Here is a 17,688-nt window from a genome sequence, read left to right on the forward strand (position 1 = left end):
GCAAATGAATAGAGCGAATTCTTTCCCTTGATTTAAGGTGATCAGAGGCAAAGATAGGCTACCTTCCACCACAATTACAGCGCTAACGAATCGAGAACATCTTATTAGGCCAGTTTTTAGGGAACGAAAAATCTAACGAATCTCAGCGGCGTTATTATGCTAAAAAACTGCAACGAGACCTTGAATTTGAGATAATTATCTATAATAACGTGTGTTAGATTTGTTAGAACAAAGTAAAGCTACAAAAAAATGCCCACCGTCAAGTTATGACAGTAGACATTTCGATTTCTTTAATAGGTATTTCTAATCCTCAGGACTGGATCGACACATAACTGTTAAGTCGCAGAATTCGCTATATGTTTGTTCTGCCATTGATACGTGATTAAGCTAATGACAAGCAGGCCAACTGCAAAAATGGCAAGCATCCATGCAGACTGATTAACCGCCAGATGATCAAGACTCCATCCCGTAGTCAAAGGCAGAATGGCACCGCCAACTCCACCTGAGGCAATCAAAATGCTGGGTGTGGATTCTTCTGTTCCGGGAAGCAGTTTACTGGCGAAGACAAGGGCAATGGAGAAAATGCCTGACATCGCAAGCCCAAGCAGCAAGATGATGAGAAATGCAGACCAGATTTGGTTTGTAAATGGAAATACCATTAACAAGAGAACAGATGCGAGACAACTATACAGGACATAGACGCGGTATTGGAATTTCTCTGCGATATATCCGGCGAAGAGTCGTCCCACAGACATGGCAATCCAGAAACAGGTGACACTAAGCGCTGCTCCGGCTTCCTTCATGTTCATTTTCTCAATCAGAATCGCTGGCATGAAGTTCGCAAGACTCATCTCTGTGCCAACATATAGGAAGAAGAACAGGACGAATAATACCAGAAGAGTCCTGTTAAGGCCACGATAGGTTGGACTGGATGTACTTGCAGATGGGGGATGCATCTCACCCGATGTCCCAGCAGTGTGGGCATGTACTGAACCGTTATTAGAACTACGTCGCTCCAGAAACTTATCGAGTTCACCGAATGATCCTTTTGCCCAGAAAACAAAGGTCAGCGCTGCGCAGATCGCAACAACGAGAAAGGAAAGGCGCCAGTACCCGGCAGCAATCAGACCACTGGCAATGAGCGGCATGACCATCGCTCCGATCCCGAATAACACTTCCAGTCGACTCATGGCAACGGCTGTATTGTCTTTGATTGCAGCGATGATAATGGTTCCAATAACAGCTTCAACCATTCCGAATCCAAAGCCGGCTGCGGGTGCGATGACGTACATCCAGCCCCATGGTGGCAGCAGCATGTAGGATAATTCTGCGATACAGAGAAGTGCTGTGGCGATTAACAGGCCTCCCCGTTTACCAAAGCGTCTGTTCAGCCATGGAGATAACAATACACCACCCAGGAATCCGGCAAATTGAGCAAAGATCAGCGTTCCGCCTTGGCTATAATCTTTGCCATAATGTTCAAGTGTAACCGGCAGAATGGAACCGAGCACAACGTGGGCAAGTCCAATCAGGAAATAGGACAGACATCCGATCCAAAGTAATTTTTTCATAAAGAACTCCTTCTACTTATATACATAAATTGAGGATCACAATAAAGCGCAATCTTGAAGACAAAGTCTATCATAACAGTACATGTTAAGTTGTGCCATGAATTCCTGATCGATACAGAAGGTTGCAATTAGGTCCGGCGTTCGTATATACTGAGACCAACAATTACAGATCGGACCATGCCGTTGAAGAGCATCCAACTCGGAGGCGTTTTCGCCAGGGGAGCGATATTTCCCAAGTTAACCGGAACCGCCCGTTATCGCGGACCAAGAGGCTGGAAGCAGGATATCCTGATTCAGCAAGTTGGGTGGCACCGCGAGCAGAGCGCTCCTCGTCCCAAGGGATGAGGGCGCTCTTTGTATTTTTACAGCCAAAGGAGACGGTGACCATGTTGGAAATGAAGTGGATTCGTGCACATGCAGAAGAGGTTCAGGCCGCAGCAGACGGGAAAAAAATCAAGATCAACATTCGCACATTGTTAGAGCGGGATGAAGAACGTAGAGCACTTTTGCAGGAAATTGAAGAAGGTCGCAGGTTGCGCAATACGTTATCTGCTGATATTGGCAAGCTAATGCAAGCGGGGAATAGGGAACAGGCCGAGGGTTTGCGCGCTCAGGTGAAACAGCTCAATGAACAGTTGGAACAGGTGGAAGCGAAGCTTGCCCCTGTGCAGGAGGAAGTAACCAAGCTGCAATGGCTGGTACCCAATATCGTATCCCCGGATACCCCCAATGGCTCGTCGGATGCAGATAATGTAGAACTGCGACGTGTGGGAGAGGTGCCAACGTTCGAGTATAACACCAAAGATCACGTGGAACTTGGGGAGTTGCATGATCTCATCGATATTCCTCGTGGAGTTAAGATTGGCGGTACACGAAGTTATGTATTAAAAGGTGCTGGCCTGTTATTACATCGGGCAGTACAGCAACTTGCGCTGGATCTGTTGCTGAAGCATGGGTTTACACCGATGGAGGTACCTCTGATGGTCAGGGAGGATGCACTGGTGAACACCGGATTCTTCCCAACCGGTCGAGATCAGGTCTATGAACTTGAAGGGGAGAACAAGTGGCTGGTGGGAACTTCTGAAGTGCCGCTGGTCTCGTATTATGCGGATGAGATTGTTGATGTTCAAGAGCCTGTGAAGCTGGCCGCGGTATCGACGTGTTTCCGCAGTGAAGTTGGCTCCGGCGGACGGGATGTACGCGGATTATACCGTGTGCACCAATTTGCCAAAGTTGAGCAGGTCATTCTCTGTGCTCCTGAGGCGGAAGAATCGGAACGCATGCTGCAAGAGATTACAGGACACGCCGAAGAATTGCTGCAATTACTGGAACTGCCGTATCGTGTTGTCGCTGTATGTACCGGAGATATGTCGCAGAAAACGTATAAACAATATGACATCGAGACCTGGATGCCAAGTCGCGGTGCATATGGAGAAACGCATTCGTCATCGAATCTGCATGATTTTCAGGCGCGCCGTTCGAATATTCGGTGCATGGATGCCGAAGGCAAGTTGGCCTATTGTCACACGCTCAATAATACGGCGGTAGCATCGCCGCGTATCCTGATACCGTTGCTTGAGAATCATCAGCAGGAGGATGGAAGCATTCACATTCCGGCAGCCCTGCGGCCCTATATGGGCGGTGCCGAGAGCTTGATTTTGCCAGAGCAGGATGAAGTGAAGTAGAGAGGTTAGGTAACGTTTTAGGAATTCAAAAAGGGGATGTTCCACACGTCATGTTGCATGTGACGATGGAACATCCCCTTTTAAACTGAAATAGAGTATTTAACGATCTGTTCTCCTAATAATTTGTACTTAATTTAACTGAGTGCTGGACCTAAGATATGGCTTACTTCTTTGATTAGAAATTTCTTCGTTTATGTAAGTAAGTAAAAATTATTTCTTAAATGCTAACGCAGCTTCCATTCACGCTCGTTAATGATTTCAATTTGTCCAGATTCAAGGGCTTTTTTGAAACGATTGCGGGCTGTTTTCATCAATAGAACCATTTCGTCTTCAGGACGAATCTTGGTGGATGTCGAAGTGACGATAGCTTTCATACGTTTACGGTTATTTTTAGGTGAAACCATATCAAGCAAATTCTTTTCGATCATACATATCCCACCCCATTTTTTAGTATTACGCGACCTTCCCATATTATACAATGAAAATCATGAATTGTTCCAAGATTCCCACTTATGTTATTCAACTTTATGCAATTCGTATCCGATATAATATAATAGAAGTAAAATATTGGATTATGGGAGTTGGAAATTAAAAATGAATAGAATCAAACTGGCGCTTCGAGGCACGCTCGCTCTAATTATGGCATTAACAATACTGGTCCCTTCGTTGGCCTTGGCGGCTACTGGTGACGTGACATCGATTGAAATAACCAATAGCAGCCCGCAGAAAATGAGTGTCTCCGAAACAGCTGCACTTCAGGTGATGGCAACGGTTGAAGGTTTTGATAACAAGCAGGATGTTACCCAAGGCGTGACTTGGTCCACCAGTAATGCAGCAGTCGCGACGATGGTGAAAGGCAAAGTCAAGGCTGTGGCCGCGGGCGAAGCGACGATTTTTGCAGAAGTAGACGGGGCTAAAGCCCAATTGGTTGTGCAAGTGCAGGAGAAGATCAAAAGCATCAAAGCTTCACCGAAATCCTACAGTTTTGTTAAAGGCAGTGAAAGCACCCTTCCGAAAGTAAGCATTACACGTGCGAATGGCAAGGAAGAGGATGTGACTTCTGAGATTGTGTGGTCCGTATCCACTTCTTCGGCTGTCCTGGAAAACGGTAAAATCAAAGGCGTTACACCCGGCAGAGTATTGCTGCAAGGCAAGTACGGAACAACGATTGTGAAAGTCCCTGTTGCTGTGACGGACGAGATTACCAAAGTTGAGGTTACTCCTGCCACAATGCAGCTGAACATCAAGAAGTCCAAGGCGTTGAAGGTCATCGGCACCTACGCGAATGGCAAAACCATTAACCTTTCGAAACAAGTGATATGGACCTCTTCCAACACAAATGTAGCTATCGTGAAAAATGGAGCCGTTAAGACGCTGACAGAAGGACAAGCAACCTTGACAGGAACTTATCAAAATCAGACAATAAAGGCAGAGGTTACCGTTGTACCTTTGCTCAAAAAGTTGATTACAGGCCAGAAAAAACTTGTTTTGTCCCCACAGGGAAGTACAACGCTGAGTCTGATGGCCCAGTATGATACGGGCAAAACCACTGTTGTGACCAACAGTGCGGTGTGGAGCAGCACAAAGCCGGGCGTAGCGACAGTAACAAATGGCAAGATCGTGGCTGTAGGCAAAGGTAAAACGTCTATCACGGCCAAGTGGGGCAACAAAAAAGTGACGATCCCTGTGACAGTAAAATAAATATTTATATAATGAAGTGCTTTGCATCAATTCAAAGATAAAATCAGTACATGACACGTTAAAATCATCAAGGTAACAGACAACCAAGGGGCGTAGACATACGCTCCTTTTTTGGATATATAGAAATATGTATCTGAAATGCCTTCTGCTTTAACAACTATATAAGGGGATTGGATGGGATGAATATGAAAGCTTCGATTATAAGCTCAGACGCTAACTCTAGTGATCTGACTTACCTGAAATATCTTCTTTTATCCCTAAGTTCCATACTTACATTTCAACGGAGCACTACGATTGAGCGCATGAAGCAAAGCACCTATGAAAAATACAGAGAAGGTTACCATTTAAAATGTCATGGTGAAGAGGAGGTACCTGAATGAAAGATTCAATGCAACCTGAGAACTGGCCTGCCTGGGCGACAGAGTTGGTAGAGATTGCTCCGGCCAACCCCAATTGGGACGCACAGGCTCAGGAAGAAATCAAGCAACTCAAACGTCTTCTACAGCAGTATAATATCCATTCATTCGAACATATCGGAAGCACATCCATTCCCGGATTACCCGCCAAACCCATTATTGATCTGATGGCAGAGGTACAGTCATGGGACGACATGAATCTGATTGCGGATCAGCTGAATCCGTTAGGCTGGAACTATGTTCCGCCTGAATTGGATGGACGGGAGTACAGACGATTCTGGGTCAGGGTTAAGGATGGCAAGAGAGCTGTACACCTTCATCTTATGCGCCCGGGAGAAGAACGCTGGGATCGTCAAATTCGGTTTCGGGATGTGCTGAGAAAACGCCCAGATCTGGTGGAAGCTTACGCCGTCCTGAAGACAAAGCTTGCTGATGAGAACAAGGAAGATAGGGAATCGTATACCGCTGCCAAAACGCAATTTATTTTACAAGTGCTTGATGAAGGCGTGTGATTGATTGAAAAGCGTACATATCAAAGACAGGCTGATCTATTTCTTCGCAGTCATGATGACCATGGCGGCAGGACTCGCATCCAGACACTTTGGTGAACGATTGCCGGGTTGGGTGCATGAACATTTCGGAGATGCATGTTGGGCGGGCATGATTTATTTCGGGGTACGCATGGTGTGGCCTCGTCGCAGCTTGGTATGGGCGATGTGTTTGAGCTGTGTATTCAGCTGGATGATTGAGTTCTCACAGTTGATTCAGACGCCTTGGCTGATTGAGATACGCTCAACCGTATTAGGTGCTCTTATTTTGGGACATGGGTTTCTGGTGATCGATCTGATTCGATATACGGTTGGTATTCTGTGCATGGTTATGATAGATCGTTATTTCCTGAGAAATAAGATGGCTGGATCATGAACTCAAGTGAATCATGGAGGGGTGCTGTATGAATGTAGAAAAACTTTTTGACGAATCGCCCGAATTCGAAACACAGCGGTTAAAGCTGAGGCGGCTTGCGATGGATGATCTCGATGAATATTATGCATTTGCCTCTGATCCGCGAGTAAGTCAGCAAAGCTTGTGGAACTGCCATGAGACGGTGGAGGATTCAATTCAATATATTCAGCGGGTACTGGATAATTATGAACGGCAAACAGTACATATCTGGGGTTTTGTTTTAAAGGAAACAGGGACCTTGATCGGGAGAGGTGGCATTTTTCATTTCAATGAACCCATGCAGAGTGCTGAACTGGGATACGCGATAGCCAGCAGTCACTGGGGGAAGGGTCTCGCAGCAGAAGCGATGCAACCCATCGTGGATTATTGCTTTCGGGAACTGGACTGCAATCGGCTGGAGGGGAAATGTAATGCAGGCAACATAGGCTCTGCACGCGTAATGGAGAAGCTGGGCATGTCGTACGAAGGTTTGCTACGCAAACAGTTAAAGATCAAAGGTGTATTTACGGATCAAAAATTGTACTCCCGTATCCGGGATGATCTATAATACTTCCAATGAACACATAGGGTACATCGCAGAAATTGAAGGAGGCGGAATCATGATCTATAGTATTATTTCCCGTTCGTTGTGGGAGCAAGTGTCAAAGGGGAGTGAGTATGCACCAGATAGCCTGGAGACGGACGGATTCATTCATTGCTCCACCAAGGAACAGATCCCATGGGTAGCCGGGCAATATTATGCAGGCCGCACGGATCTGTTATTACTCAGTATTGATGAGAAGGCGTTAAAGCCTGAGCTGGTATATGAGGATCTCTACGAATTGAATGAACTATTTCCACATATCTATGGAGAACTCAATCTGGATGCGGTTCGTAAAGCCATTCCATTTGAACCGAATGCAGACGGCACATTCTCATTTCCTGAATAAATAACATGTGACGCTTCTGTTTGAACATGATCCATGGACAACATGCTTTTCCGAAGGGTGGTTAACGGATGGATATGAATCAAGTTTTTCTGGAGACGGCGGAGAAACAATTCTTGTATTACAAGCAGCTCGGAGAAAAAGCCATGGCACAACTGGAGTCCGAGCAATTGTTTCATTCCTGGAATGAAGACGCAAACAGCATTGCGGTAATCGTAAAACATCTATGGGGCAATATGCTGTCCCGTTGGACGGGTGTACTGACAACAGATGGTGAGAAACCGTGGCGTGAACGGGACGCCGAGTTCGTGAATGATATTTCTTCCCGGGAAGAGTTGCTCTCCAAATGGGAGGAAGGCTGGAATTGTCTACTCGAATCCATTCGTTCGTTTACCCCGGAACAATTGTCTCATATCATATATATTCGGAATGAAGGTCATACCGTCATGGAGGCTATTATTCGTCAATTGGCGCATTATCCGTATCATGTTGGGCAGATTGTATTTGCCGCGAAAATGCTTAAAGAAACAGCTTGGGACAGTCTCTCCATTCCGAGAAACGGCTCTTCTCAATATAATGGCGGCAAATTTGCCAAGCCGAAGGCACGTAAACATTTTACAGAAGATGAACTTCATATAGAAAAAGGTGAGGAACAACAATGACTCAAATTGCATTGATCCGCCATGGAAGCACAGCGTGGAATAAGGAAAAACGTTCGCAGGGACAGACGGATAATCCGCTGGATCAGGATGGCAGGGAACAGGCAGTATTGCTTGCTGCGAGACTGGCCGAAGAATCCTGGGATGCCATCTATGCAAGTGACTTGGAACGTGCAAGTGAGACGGCTCGCATCATTGGTGATCGCTTGGGCATTCAGGAGATACATCTGGACCCTAGACTTCGCGAGATGGGCGGAGGACAGGTCGAAGGAACAACGGAAGAGGAACGGTTAGCCAAGTGGGGAGCGGACTGGGGTACCCTGGATCTGGGACGTGAGCTTGCAGATGCAGGGACTGTTCGAGGCAGTGCGGTGCTTGAAGATATTGTACAGCAGCACCCCGATGGAAGAGTGATCGTTGTCAGTCATGGTGCCGTTCTACGGAATACACTGAGAGGTCTGGTGCCTGAACTGGATATCAGCGTGAAGTTGTCCAACACATCTATTACCCGGATTGCCAAGAATGAGAATGCATGGCAATGCGAGCTGTACAATTGCAGCTTGCATTTGGATTCGTCCAGGGAGTCTTAATAGATGGATGCTCTGACGTTAAAACAAAAATTACAGCATATTCAGTCGTCTAATCATTCCATTGATCACGAGAAACAGCCTTACGAATTGTCACTGCATATGATGAAGCATATTGGTAGTACTGACCCTGTCCTGCGGGATGAATTGATCTATGTTACGTTTGCAACCTGGATTGGACAGGGTGTATTTTCGGAAGAGCAGCTAAGGCATGTGTTACAGTTGGCGCTGGACGATCAGCACCTGTTCTATGGGATCGGAGAGCAGGGAATGGATAGTGTGTTTACGCGGACGTTCTCCGTATTATTACTGCCTCCAATTCTGAATGTGGATCGTCAGCGACCTTTCCTGGACAGAGAGGATATCGCAGGGATTCATCATCGGTTGACTAAATATCTGGAACGTGAAAAAGATGTTCGTGGCTACGCCGATAACAAGGGCTGGGCGCACGCCCCCGCACACGCGGCGGATGCGGTTGAAGATCTGGCACAGTCGCCATATCTGGAGCGAACGGATCTGCTGGAACTTCTGCACGCACTCGCTGTAAAAATAACGGAATCAAGTGTGGTTTACATCCATGATGAAGATCAGCGAATAGCGCATGCTGTAATTACCATTCTTCGTCGCAATCTGTTGGAGCCAAAGGATATTACGGTGTGGATCGATTCTCTTCATCAAGAAGACCAGGCGGAGGACAGATCACTTCTGGAAACCAGTCATAGGAACCTGAATGTGCGTCTGTTTTTACAGACACTCTATATTGCGATACGAACAGAAGAAGATGAACCTTTTCCGGCGGTTTGTTCACTGGTATTGCAGGCATTGGAGAGAGAAAAGTAACGGGATACTAGATATATGGATGTGGGGAAAAGGAGGAGATGGCGCATGACCAAACAGCCGTATTCATGGACCGAGGAGGTCCTATCTCCGCTGAGTGAGACAGCAGTTATCATCCATTGCGGGGATCAATTGTCTGATGCTGTGCAGCGCAGAGTGATGTCTGTATGTGCTTTGCTGGAAAAAAGCACTTTGCCAGCCATGATCGAATGGGTGCCTTCATATACGTCCGTTACAGTATTTTATGATCCGTTCATCTCCCCGTACCCCGAGTTATGCCGGATTCTGCTTCAGCAGTTGAATCAAATGAAGGAATCCGTACAAGACAAGTCCAGAACGGTCACGATTCCCGTATGTTATGGTGGCGAGTGGGGGCCTGATCTGGACTACGTTGCCAGTGAACATGGACTGACCGCAGAGGACGTTATTGCGATTCATACATCCGGGGATTATCTCGTACATATGATAGGATTCGCACCGGGTTTTCCGTATCTCGGCGGGTTGTCTGCACAGATTGCTACGCCCAGACGTGCAACGCCAAGGCTTTGGGTTGAGGCGGGTACAGTAGGAATTGGTGGCAAACAGACGGGAATCTATCCGGTGGACACACCCGGAGGATGGCAATGTATTGGACGAACGCCACTCCGGTTGTTTCGGCCGGAAGAGAACGTACCGAGTCTGCTGGCAGCAGGTGATCGGGTTCGATTTGAACAGATTACGATGCAGGACTATCTGGCGTTGAAGCGGAAGGAGGGCGAACGATGAGTATTGAGGTGGTTCGCCCTGGTCTGTTATCTACTGTTCAGGATGTAGGGAGAACCGGTTATCGCCGGTATGGTATTCAACCTGGCGGGGTCATGGACACCTTTGCAGCCAGAGCAGCCAATATGCTTGTGGGCAACTCCCGACATGCGGCAGTGCTGGAGATGACGATGACGGGGCCAGAGCTTCGATTTCAGGAGAGTCAACTTATCTCATTATGTGGAGCCGATCTGACGGCAACGGTGGATCATCTGTCTGTACCTTTGTGGCGTCCTGTGTTGGTGCGGGCTGGAAGTGTACTGAAATTTGGCCCATGTCGTCATGGTTTGCGTGGATATCTGGCGATTGCGGGCGGAATAGCTGTGCCTGAAGTGATGGGTAGTCGGAGTACAGACCTCAAGACAGGTCTTGGCGGTGTGGAGGGCCGAGCCTTGCACGTGGGGGATCTGTTATCCAATGGTGAACCTTCTGTTGAAGTGCAAGGTTGGATGCAGCGTATGGAGCAGCAGGTAAAGGAGAGCGAGCGGAACCACCGAATATTGACGCCTGCGTGGTTTTTGTCTGAGCGGGAAAGACCTGACTATTATGGGCAACCTGTTATTCGTGTGATGGAGAGCAAGGATAGTTCGCTGTTCAGCGAGACGACTCTGGGACAATTCTATGCCGAAAAATACGTGATTTCTTCACAATCCGATCGGATGGGCTATCGCATGCAAGGCTCCATACTGGAACTGGATCAGCCGCTGGATCGGCTGTCTGAAGCCGTTACCTATGGCACGGTGCAGGTGCCACCGGATGGTCAGCCCATCATCTTGATGGCAGACCATCAGACGATTGGAGGTTATCCTGTCATTGCACAGGTAGCTCGCGTGGATATGCCTATCCTGGCTCAGGCTAGGCCAGGAACCCAAATTTCTTTTAAAAAGATTACGCATGATCAAGCCGGACAGTTGTATATGGAACAGGAAATCAATATGCAACTCATGGATAAACTGATACGCAGAAGAATGGCAGGAATGGGGGGCACTTAATGAATACCTCGAAAATTTTGGATATCAATTGTGATCTGGGCGAAAGTTATGGTGTGTATCGCACGCTATCGGATGAAGCCATTCTGCCCTTAATTACGTCAGCCAATATTGCCTGCGGGTTTCATGCAGGTGACCCGGCTACGATGCGGCTGACGGTAGAGAGGGCATTGGAGCATCAGGTGGCAATTGGAGCCCACCCCGGGTTGCCGGATTTGCAAGGGTTTGGCAGAAGACGTATGGACATTACGTCACGGGAAGCATATGACATGGTGGTGTATCAGATTGGTGCGCTGGATGCCTTTGTCCGGGCAAGTGGGGGGCACATGCATCACGTAAAACCGCATGGAGCTTTATACAATATGGCCGCAGAAGATATGAAGCTTGCTGAAGCCATTGTGGAGGCAATCTTTCAAGTACAGCCTGAACTGTATCTGTATGGTCTGGCGGGCAGTGAGTTGATTCACGCCGCGGATCGCATCGGTATGCGCAGTGTGAGCGAGGTGTTTGCAGATCGCACCTATGGGGCGGATGGTAAGCTAACCCCTCGCAACCAAGCTGGAGCCCTCATTGAAGAGTCGGGACAAGCGATTGCGCAAGTGCTTCGGATGGTGAAAGACAGCGTGGTTGTATCCGCGGATGGTACGTTGGTCCCCATTAAGGCAGAGACGGTCTGTATCCACGGTGACGGATCAAACGCTCTCGCATTTGCTCAAGAGATTCGTCGTGTGCTGGAATCGGAAGGCATTAAATTATCTGCGCATACAACGGGATGATACGCCTGTTCAGCGGAACAATTGTAGTATCAGGTTGTTCGGATTGAACTTTGAAATTTTGGAATGACAAGGAGTGAATGAACAGAATGAAACCCATACGCAACTCGGCAAAGGCTGTCATTGTACAGGATGGACGATTGCTGGTCATCCGGCTGGAAGACCAATATGGTACCGCTTATGTGTTCCCAGGTGGAGGACAGGAGAAAGGTGAAGAACTCAAGGATGCGGTCGCGCGCGAATGTCTGGAGGAGATTGGTCAGGCCGTGAACGTGGGAGAGCTGTTACATATCCGGGAGTACATCGGTAAAAACCATGAATTCGCCGAGTGGGATGCAGACATCCACCAGGTTGAATTTTATTTTGCGTGCAGCCTGATAGATCCGGAGGCAAGCGTTTTTGAAGGCTCCAATCCAGACGACCACCAAGTCGCTGTGGAATGGATTGCACTTGAAGAGCTGTCCCAGATTCGTCTATATCCAAAAACCATTGGCGAATTGCTTCTTAAATCAGGCGCTTCATCAATCTATCTGGGAGATCTGAATTAAACCAGCCAAGAAGAAATATCGTGCTAACCCCTTTATGTAAACATTTTTATAAAGAACTTTTCCAATTTTGTCACGTTAGCGTATCGGTTCATGGATTCACCATAGGTGAGGTGGGTACACTATAAGTACAGGCTTATTACAAAAGCATTTGCATTAAGCTGTCTCTAGTAATAAGGGATTAATGAACTGTCATTAAACACAAAGAGATAGTAACAACTACACTTCTCTTGTACTTTTTATTATTCACCCTTAATTGGAAGAACGGTAGACGTAGTGGAGGGGACGGAATCGATTCTGAGGAAGCGAAGTGTCTGCTGGCATCCTGGATTTTCACTTGTATATCCATTGAATTAAACATTTACACGATAACGGAGAGGACAGAAGAAACCTGAAAAAGCGAAGCGGTCGCCTTTATCACCGGATTTTCCCCTTGAGAAAAGGGAATCAAAAAAATCTGGGGATAACAGCGATTGGAAGGTTATTCTGTCATCGTAGTGTCAGTGTAAATTGTCTTTAATCCAATGTATACGAGGAAGAGATCAGGATCAATCATTGAGAGATAACAGCGATCAAAAGAACGATCCGTACCCGCAACGGCCTTCTACATAGTCCTTCCAATATTCCCCCAAACCGAAAGGAGCACTTCCCATGAACCAGACTGAATTGGAACAAAACATTGTAAAAGCATTGGAAAACAACCCTTTTTGCAGCTTCTCCACTGTGGAGAATGGTAAACCGAAATCCCGCTATATGGCGCTTTTCAACGATGGACTGAACATTCATCTGGCAACGAACCGCCGTACACACAAAGTAGAGGAACTGGAGAATAATCCGAATGTTAGCCTGCTACTTGGTTATGAGGCTGGTGGCTCCAAAGAAGTGGTTGAGATCGAAGGAACCTGTGAAGTGACAAAGAACGAAGGCTTGCGCGAGCAAGTGTGGAACGACGAACTGAAGGCGTGGTTCGATGGACCTAATGATCCAAACTATGTCATTCTGGACATCACCCCGACTCGTATTGAATATACAGGGAAAGATCATGAACATCATGTGTGGGAACAATAATCCGAATATGAACATAACCTCTGCAAAGTAGCGTCCTTATGCGAAAATACGCGCAGAGTTTAATCCAACCGTGAAAGCCATTAAGGTTTCACGGTTTTTGGTATGGATGAATAACGATGAATTGGATATACATGTAAGACATATGTAATATACGTATTTTAAAGATAATAAGCACTAAGTACCTACTAAAATGTTGAAAAAAATGTCGAAATCACGCATGATAATGTAAACTCGCCTAGGTATGTGCGGGTAATGTAAAAAATAATGCTTTTCAATGGCTGATCATTGCGTTATGATTTGGAATGTAAACGACAAGCACAGACATAAATAGATGTTCATGTGAGATAAACTTACCTGAAATTCCGATGCATGTCATCAGAGCGTCAGTACGCACAACCCATGAAATCTATCTTTTTCTGCGCTCTTCGTTTGCCCATTAATGCATGATTCAATGTACATAACCGGGAGGGGTTATTTTGAAAATGAGAAAAAAAGTATTATCAAGCCTGACTGCCGCTTTGGTTGCATTAAACGTGCTTGCGGTATTTCCGGTACCAGTATCGGCTGCGGATGATGCCAAAGTTAAACTGCGGATCATGGAGACAACAGATATTCATGACAATCTGATTAACTACGACTATTATTCCGACAAAGAGACAGACCAGTATGGACTCGCCAAAACAGCGACACTGATCAAAAAAGCGCGTGATGAAGCCAAGAACAGCTTGCTGTTTGACAATGGTGATCTGATCCAGGGTAACCCGCTGGGAGACTATGTTGCGAAGATTGATCCACTGAAAAAGGGTGAGACTCACCCTGTATATAAAGCGATGAATCTGCTCGATTATGATGCAGGTAACATCGGTAACCATGAATTCAACTATGGTCTGGACTTCCTGGACATGACACTGGAGGGAGCAAACTTCCCTTACATTAATGCCAATGTCTATGTAGACGATGGTGATGATGATGAGACAAATGACAAGAACTATTTCACACCGTATGAGATTTTGGATAAAAAGGTAACGGATGAGACTGGCAAAGAACATACGATCAAAGTGGGTGTGATCGGATTTGTACCGCCACAAATCATGCAGTGGGACAGCGCTAACCTTGAAGGCAAAGTAATCGCCAAGGATATTATTGCTACCGCGAAAAAATTCATTCCGAAAATGAAAGCCGAAGGTGCCGACATTATTGTAGCGATCCCTCACTCCGGATTTGAGGATATCCCTCAAACGGATCTGATGGAGAACTCCGTATTGTACCTGAGCCAGGTAGAAGGCATTAATGCCATTCTGTTTGGACATGCTCACAAAGTATTCCCAAGTGCTGATTTTGCCGGCAAAAAAGGGGTAGACCTTGAGAAAGGGACAATCAATGGCGTTCCTGCTGTGGAGCCAGGATTCTGGGGGGATCACCTGGGGATTATTGATCTGGATCTAGAACAAGTGGATGGCAAATGGAAAGTGGTCGATTCCAAAACGGAAGCACGCCCAATCTATGACACAGCGGGCAAAAAACCATTGGTAGATGCGGATCAGGACATCATTGATGCGGTTCATGAAGAGCATGAAGGTACATTGGAGTATATTCGTGGTCCGGTGGGCGAAACGACTGCACCTATCAACAGCTTCTTCGCTCTGGTTCAGGATGATCCATCCATTCAGATCGTAACGAATGCACAGAAATGGTATGTCGAAAAACATATGCAAGGTACGGAATATGAGAAAATCCCTGTATTGTCCGCAGGTGCACCGTTCAAAGCCGGTGGACGTTCAGGCGCTTCGTATTACACGAATATTCCTAAAGGCACCATTGCCATCAAAAACGTTGCTGACCTGTACGTGTATCCAAATACGGTACATGCTGTAATGGTTAACGGCGCAGAACTGAAAGAGTGGCTGGAATGGTCTGCAGGCCAGTTCAACCAGATCGACCCGGCTAAAGGTGGACAACAACAATTGATCAACAACGACTTCCCGACGTACAACTTCGATGTTATCGATGGTGTAACGTATCAGATCGATGTGACACAACCAGCCAAGTATGACGGTAAAGCAACCGTTGTTAATGCATCCGCAAGCCGGATCAAGGATCTGAGCTTTAACGGTAAACCGATTGACCCAGCGCAAAAATTCATCGTAGCGACGAATAACTACCGTGCTTCTTCGTCCAAGCTGGCTAACCCGGACGGTAAACGTATCGTTCTGGCTGCACCGGATGAGAACCGTCAAGTGATCATCGACTATATCCGTGAGAATAAAACAATTAACCCAACCGCTGACGGCAACTGGTCCCTGGCACCAATTAAACCATCTGCTGGGTTAACCGCAGCAGCACTTAACGACCTTGAAGTGGTATTTGCTTCTTCACCGGATGCAAAAGATCTGGTTGAAGCAAACCCGGCGATGTCTTTCATCGGTACAAATGATGATGGTTTTGCTGAATACGGCATGAAATTGACTGGAGAAGCAACAACAACTCCGAAACCAGGTACGGAGCCTGCTCCTACGCCTACAAAGCCAACTAAACCTACGGAGCCGACTACTCCAACCAAACCAACGACCAAGCCACAGCCTGAGAAACCAGCGGGCAGCAAAGTGGTATATGTAGTGAAAAAAGGCGATAACTTGTACCGTATCGGCTTAAAATATGGTGTGGACTGGCGCAAGATTGCTACATTTAACGTAATTCCAGATGTGCATAACCTCAAAGTTGGACAGAAAATCGTGATTCCCGCTTCTTAAAGTTTAATAAGCGGTGAGGAGAAGACCGACAGTCATCAGACTGTCGGTCTTTTTTTCTGCAAATTTGAATATATTTGTTCCAAGAACCGTCATACAGGAAGTCATCAAAACAGTAGAGATTAATTTTAAGACCCATGATATAATATTTACAAACTTTGGGTATATACAAGTGAAATCTAATGGACATGGAATCTAAATTGGCAAGGGGGGTCCTACATGAATTGCAGTGGCTGCAGTCCAATCTATCCTATAGAGGGCCAAGGTACCTTGTACTTGCGTCCCATTTCCCCCGCTTTGCTGGAAGCGCTACAAACGCCGGGAAGACTTATCGAGACGTCGGATGACATGATGTGGATGCATTTTTCGAATCTGGAGACGGTTCAGAGCTTAATAGAAAAGATCGGCGAAATGGATCCGACATTACGTGATTCCCTAACTGTTCAGATTATGCCTATATACGAACAGGCTAATGAAGAAAGCTGGATTAGTCTAACCATGCAGGAGTCCCGTTTCAAGCATGCGGAGCTGGTTTCCATTATTCTGGAGCATCAATTCAGCAGTCATATGCAACCCATCGTTGATGCATCAGAGCAGATTATCGGATATGAGTTTTTGCTTCGTCCTGCTGAGAATGGAAAATCCTTCAGTTCCTATGAATTATTTGAAGTTGCGCGTGAGACTGGACTGCATTCTTTTCTGGATCGATTGGCGCGTATTACTGCTATTGAGACCAGTGCCCTTTTTCTGCCGCATGGTGTCAAACGCTTCGTAAATTTCCTGCCTTCCTCCATATACAATCCCGAATATTGTCTGACACATACGTTTGAAGCGATTGAACGCCTTTCGCTGGACCCTAAAGATTTTGTGTTTGAAGTCGTGGAAACAGAGCAGATTCATCATATGCCCATCTTGCAGCAAATATTTGAGGTGTATCGCTCCCGTGGAATGTCTGTTGCACTGGATGATGTGGGTGCCGGATATTCAACAATAGAGTTGATGAATCGGTTAGAACCGGATTTTGTCAAAATAGATCGAAGTCTTATTGACCGTTGTGATCAGGATTCGACCAAACAAGAGAAAATTCTTCACATTGTTGAGATGTCGAGTCGATTTGGTGGGCAAGTCCTTGCCGAGGGGATCGAACGGATGGAAGAGTTTGAATTCTGTCGTTCCATAGGTATTGAGCTTGCACAGGGCTACTATTTTGGTAAACCCTCGGCACAACCGCCAGGCGGTCCGTACTGCAATACTTCATCTAATTCATGTAATAATTAGTAACCTGTACCTTGTACAAGTCGCTTCTGATCAGAGGTGGCTTGTTTGGCGTGCCTGCACATTTTTCTCTCAAATAAAAACCTTCATATAGCCGATATATAAGATAAGCCTTTTAGATTGATCCATACATACAAAGAAAGAG

General features: G+C 46.4%; 19 protein-coding genes. 17 read left to right on the top strand and 2 right to left on the bottom strand.

Annotated elements, in window-relative coordinates; translation table 11 throughout:
- Positions 1-335: 335 nt before the first annotated feature.
- Positions 336-1,571, bottom strand: a complete 1,236-nt coding sequence (locus tag NST33_RS02345; RefSeq protein ID WP_339306593.1) for an MFS transporter — start codon at positions 1,569-1,571, stop codon at positions 336-338.
- Between the two features lie 177 nt (positions 1,572-1,748).
- Between NST33_RS02345 and NST33_RS02350 the strand changes: the two genes are divergently transcribed.
- The gene (locus NST33_RS02350) at positions 1,749-1,916 is read left to right on the top strand and encodes a hypothetical protein (protein WP_339306595.1); all 168 of its coding nucleotides are present in this window, start codon (positions 1,749-1,751) and stop codon (positions 1,914-1,916) included.
- Between the two features lie 41 nt (positions 1,917-1,957).
- Positions 1,958-3,256, top strand: a complete 1,299-nt coding sequence (serS, locus tag NST33_RS02355) for a serine--tRNA ligase (RefSeq protein WP_339306596.1) — start codon at positions 1,958-1,960, stop codon at positions 3,254-3,256.
- 224 nt (positions 3,257-3,480) lie between these two features.
- Here the strand turns inward: serS and NST33_RS02360 are convergent, their stop codons facing one another.
- Entirely contained in the window at positions 3,481-3,684 is a 204-nt protein-coding gene (locus NST33_RS02360; protein ID WP_076253873.1) for a hypothetical protein, read from the bottom strand.
- A gap of 166 nt (positions 3,685-3,850) precedes the next feature.
- Here NST33_RS02360 and NST33_RS02365 point away from each other — a divergent pair, with 166 nt between their 5' ends.
- The 15 genes from NST33_RS02365 to NST33_RS02435 all read left to right on the top strand — a co-directional run bounded on the left by NST33_RS02365 (position 3,851) and on the right by NST33_RS02435 (position 17,546).
- Positions 3,851-4,957, top strand: coding sequence for an Ig-like domain-containing protein (locus NST33_RS02365; RefSeq protein ID WP_339306598.1), 1,107 nt, complete (start codon positions 3,851-3,853; stop codon positions 4,955-4,957).
- Positions 4,958-5,333: 376 nt separating this feature from the next.
- Positions 5,334-5,885, top strand: coding sequence for a GrpB family protein (locus NST33_RS02370; protein WP_221823915.1), 552 nt, complete (start codon positions 5,334-5,336; stop codon positions 5,883-5,885).
- A gap of 4 nt (positions 5,886-5,889) precedes the next feature.
- Positions 5,890-6,297: a DUF2809 domain-containing protein gene (locus NST33_RS02375; RefSeq protein WP_221823917.1), complete on the top strand. Its 408-nt coding sequence runs from the start codon at positions 5,890-5,892 to the stop codon at positions 6,295-6,297.
- Between the two features lie 28 nt (positions 6,298-6,325).
- The gene (locus NST33_RS02380) at positions 6,326-6,883 is read left to right on the top strand and encodes a GNAT family N-acetyltransferase (protein ID WP_221823919.1); all 558 of its coding nucleotides are present in this window, start codon (positions 6,326-6,328) and stop codon (positions 6,881-6,883) included.
- A gap of 52 nt (positions 6,884-6,935) precedes the next feature.
- On the top strand, positions 6,936-7,265 hold the full coding sequence (locus NST33_RS02385; RefSeq protein ID WP_221823921.1) for a DUF952 domain-containing protein: 330 nt from the start codon (positions 6,936-6,938) through the stop codon (positions 7,263-7,265).
- A gap of 68 nt (positions 7,266-7,333) precedes the next feature.
- On the top strand, positions 7,334-7,924 hold the full coding sequence (locus NST33_RS02390; protein WP_221823923.1) for a DUF1572 family protein: 591 nt from the start codon (positions 7,334-7,336) through the stop codon (positions 7,922-7,924).
- Complete coding sequence (locus NST33_RS02395; protein WP_221823925.1) at positions 7,921-8,511, top strand: histidine phosphatase family protein; 591 nt, start codon at positions 7,921-7,923, stop codon at positions 8,509-8,511. The genes NST33_RS02390 and NST33_RS02395 overlap by 4 nt, the downstream gene beginning before the upstream one ends.
- A gap of 3 nt (positions 8,512-8,514) precedes the next feature.
- Positions 8,515-9,348 carry a DUF2785 domain-containing protein gene (locus tag NST33_RS02400; RefSeq protein ID WP_339306602.1) on the top strand — a complete coding sequence of 278 codons (834 nt, stop codon included), beginning with the start codon at positions 8,515-8,517 and terminating at the stop codon, positions 9,346-9,348.
- A gap of 45 nt (positions 9,349-9,393) precedes the next feature.
- Positions 9,394-10,110: a 5-oxoprolinase subunit PxpB gene (pxpB, locus tag NST33_RS02405; RefSeq protein WP_339306604.1), complete on the top strand. Its 717-nt coding sequence runs from the start codon at positions 9,394-9,396 to the stop codon at positions 10,108-10,110.
- On the top strand, positions 10,107-11,138 hold the full coding sequence (locus NST33_RS02410; protein ID WP_221823931.1) for a biotin-dependent carboxyltransferase family protein: 1,032 nt from the start codon (positions 10,107-10,109) through the stop codon (positions 11,136-11,138). Before pxpB ends, NST33_RS02410 begins: the two co-directional genes overlap by 4 nt.
- The gene (locus tag NST33_RS02415; RefSeq protein ID WP_221823933.1) at positions 11,138-11,911 is read left to right on the top strand and encodes a 5-oxoprolinase subunit PxpA; all 774 of its coding nucleotides are present in this window, start codon (positions 11,138-11,140) and stop codon (positions 11,909-11,911) included. Before NST33_RS02410 ends, NST33_RS02415 begins: the two co-directional genes overlap by 1 nt.
- Positions 11,912-11,997: 86 nt before the next feature.
- Positions 11,998-12,456: an NUDIX domain-containing protein gene (locus NST33_RS02420; RefSeq protein ID WP_221823935.1), complete on the top strand. Its 459-nt coding sequence runs from the start codon at positions 11,998-12,000 to the stop codon at positions 12,454-12,456.
- Between the two features lie 648 nt (positions 12,457-13,104).
- The gene (locus NST33_RS02425) at positions 13,105-13,521 is read left to right on the top strand and encodes a pyridoxamine 5'-phosphate oxidase family protein (RefSeq protein WP_074093246.1); all 417 of its coding nucleotides are present in this window, start codon (positions 13,105-13,107) and stop codon (positions 13,519-13,521) included.
- A 482-nt stretch (positions 13,522-14,003) separates the two neighbouring features.
- Positions 14,004-16,271 carry a bifunctional 2',3'-cyclic-nucleotide 2'-phosphodiesterase/3'-nucleotidase gene (locus tag NST33_RS02430; RefSeq protein ID WP_260632947.1) on the top strand — a complete coding sequence of 756 codons (2,268 nt, stop codon included), beginning with the start codon at positions 14,004-14,006 and terminating at the stop codon, positions 16,269-16,271.
- A gap of 216 nt (positions 16,272-16,487) precedes the next feature.
- Positions 16,488-17,546 (top strand): EAL domain-containing protein, encoded by a 1,059-nt coding sequence (locus tag NST33_RS02435; RefSeq protein ID WP_221823938.1) that lies wholly within the window; start codon positions 16,488-16,490, stop codon positions 17,544-17,546.
- Positions 17,547-17,688 lie beyond the last annotated feature (142 nt).

It is taken from the genome of Paenibacillus sp. FSL L8-0435, assembly GCF_037965655.1.
Classification (GTDB): Bacteria; Bacillota; Bacilli; order Paenibacillales; family Paenibacillaceae; genus Paenibacillus.

Coding starts and splice junctions, on each gene's coding strand:
- NST33_RS02415 (WP_221823933.1), top strand. CDS start 11,138: ATGAATACCTCGAAAATTTTGGATATCAATTGTGATCTGGGCGAAAGT.
- NST33_RS02385 (WP_221823921.1), top strand. CDS start 6,936: ATGATCTATAGTATTATTTCCCGTTCGTTGTGGGAGCAAGTGTCAAAG.
- NST33_RS02430 (WP_260632947.1), top strand. CDS start 14,004: ATGAGAAAAAAAGTATTATCAAGCCTGACTGCCGCTTTGGTTGCATTA.
- NST33_RS02380 (WP_221823919.1), top strand. CDS start 6,326: ATGAATGTAGAAAAACTTTTTGACGAATCGCCCGAATTCGAAACACAG.
- NST33_RS02370 (WP_221823915.1), top strand. CDS start 5,334: ATGAAAGATTCAATGCAACCTGAGAACTGGCCTGCCTGGGCGACAGAG.
- NST33_RS02390 (WP_221823923.1), top strand. CDS start 7,334: ATGGATATGAATCAAGTTTTTCTGGAGACGGCGGAGAAACAATTCTTG.
- NST33_RS02435 (WP_221823938.1), top strand. CDS start 16,488: ATGAATTGCAGTGGCTGCAGTCCAATCTATCCTATAGAGGGCCAAGGT.
- NST33_RS02360 (WP_076253873.1), bottom strand. CDS start 3,684: ATGATCGAAAAGAATTTGCTTGATATGGTTTCACCTAAAAATAACCGT.
- serS (WP_339306596.1), top strand. CDS start 1,958: ATGTTGGAAATGAAGTGGATTCGTGCACATGCAGAAGAGGTTCAGGCC.
- NST33_RS02345 (WP_339306593.1), bottom strand. CDS start 1,571: ATGAAAAAATTACTTTGGATCGGATGTCTGTCCTATTTCCTGATTGGA.
- NST33_RS02400 (WP_339306602.1), top strand. CDS start 8,515: ATGGATGCTCTGACGTTAAAACAAAAATTACAGCATATTCAGTCGTCT.
- NST33_RS02350 (WP_339306595.1), top strand. CDS start 1,749: ATGCCGTTGAAGAGCATCCAACTCGGAGGCGTTTTCGCCAGGGGAGCG.
- pxpB (WP_339306604.1), top strand. CDS start 9,394: ATGACCAAACAGCCGTATTCATGGACCGAGGAGGTCCTATCTCCGCTG.
- NST33_RS02420 (WP_221823935.1), top strand. CDS start 11,998: ATGAAACCCATACGCAACTCGGCAAAGGCTGTCATTGTACAGGATGGA.
- NST33_RS02410 (WP_221823931.1), top strand. CDS start 10,107: ATGAGTATTGAGGTGGTTCGCCCTGGTCTGTTATCTACTGTTCAGGAT.
- NST33_RS02425 (WP_074093246.1), top strand. CDS start 13,105: ATGAACCAGACTGAATTGGAACAAAACATTGTAAAAGCATTGGAAAAC.
- NST33_RS02395 (WP_221823925.1), top strand. CDS start 7,921: ATGACTCAAATTGCATTGATCCGCCATGGAAGCACAGCGTGGAATAAG.
- NST33_RS02365 (WP_339306598.1), top strand. CDS start 3,851: ATGAATAGAATCAAACTGGCGCTTCGAGGCACGCTCGCTCTAATTATG.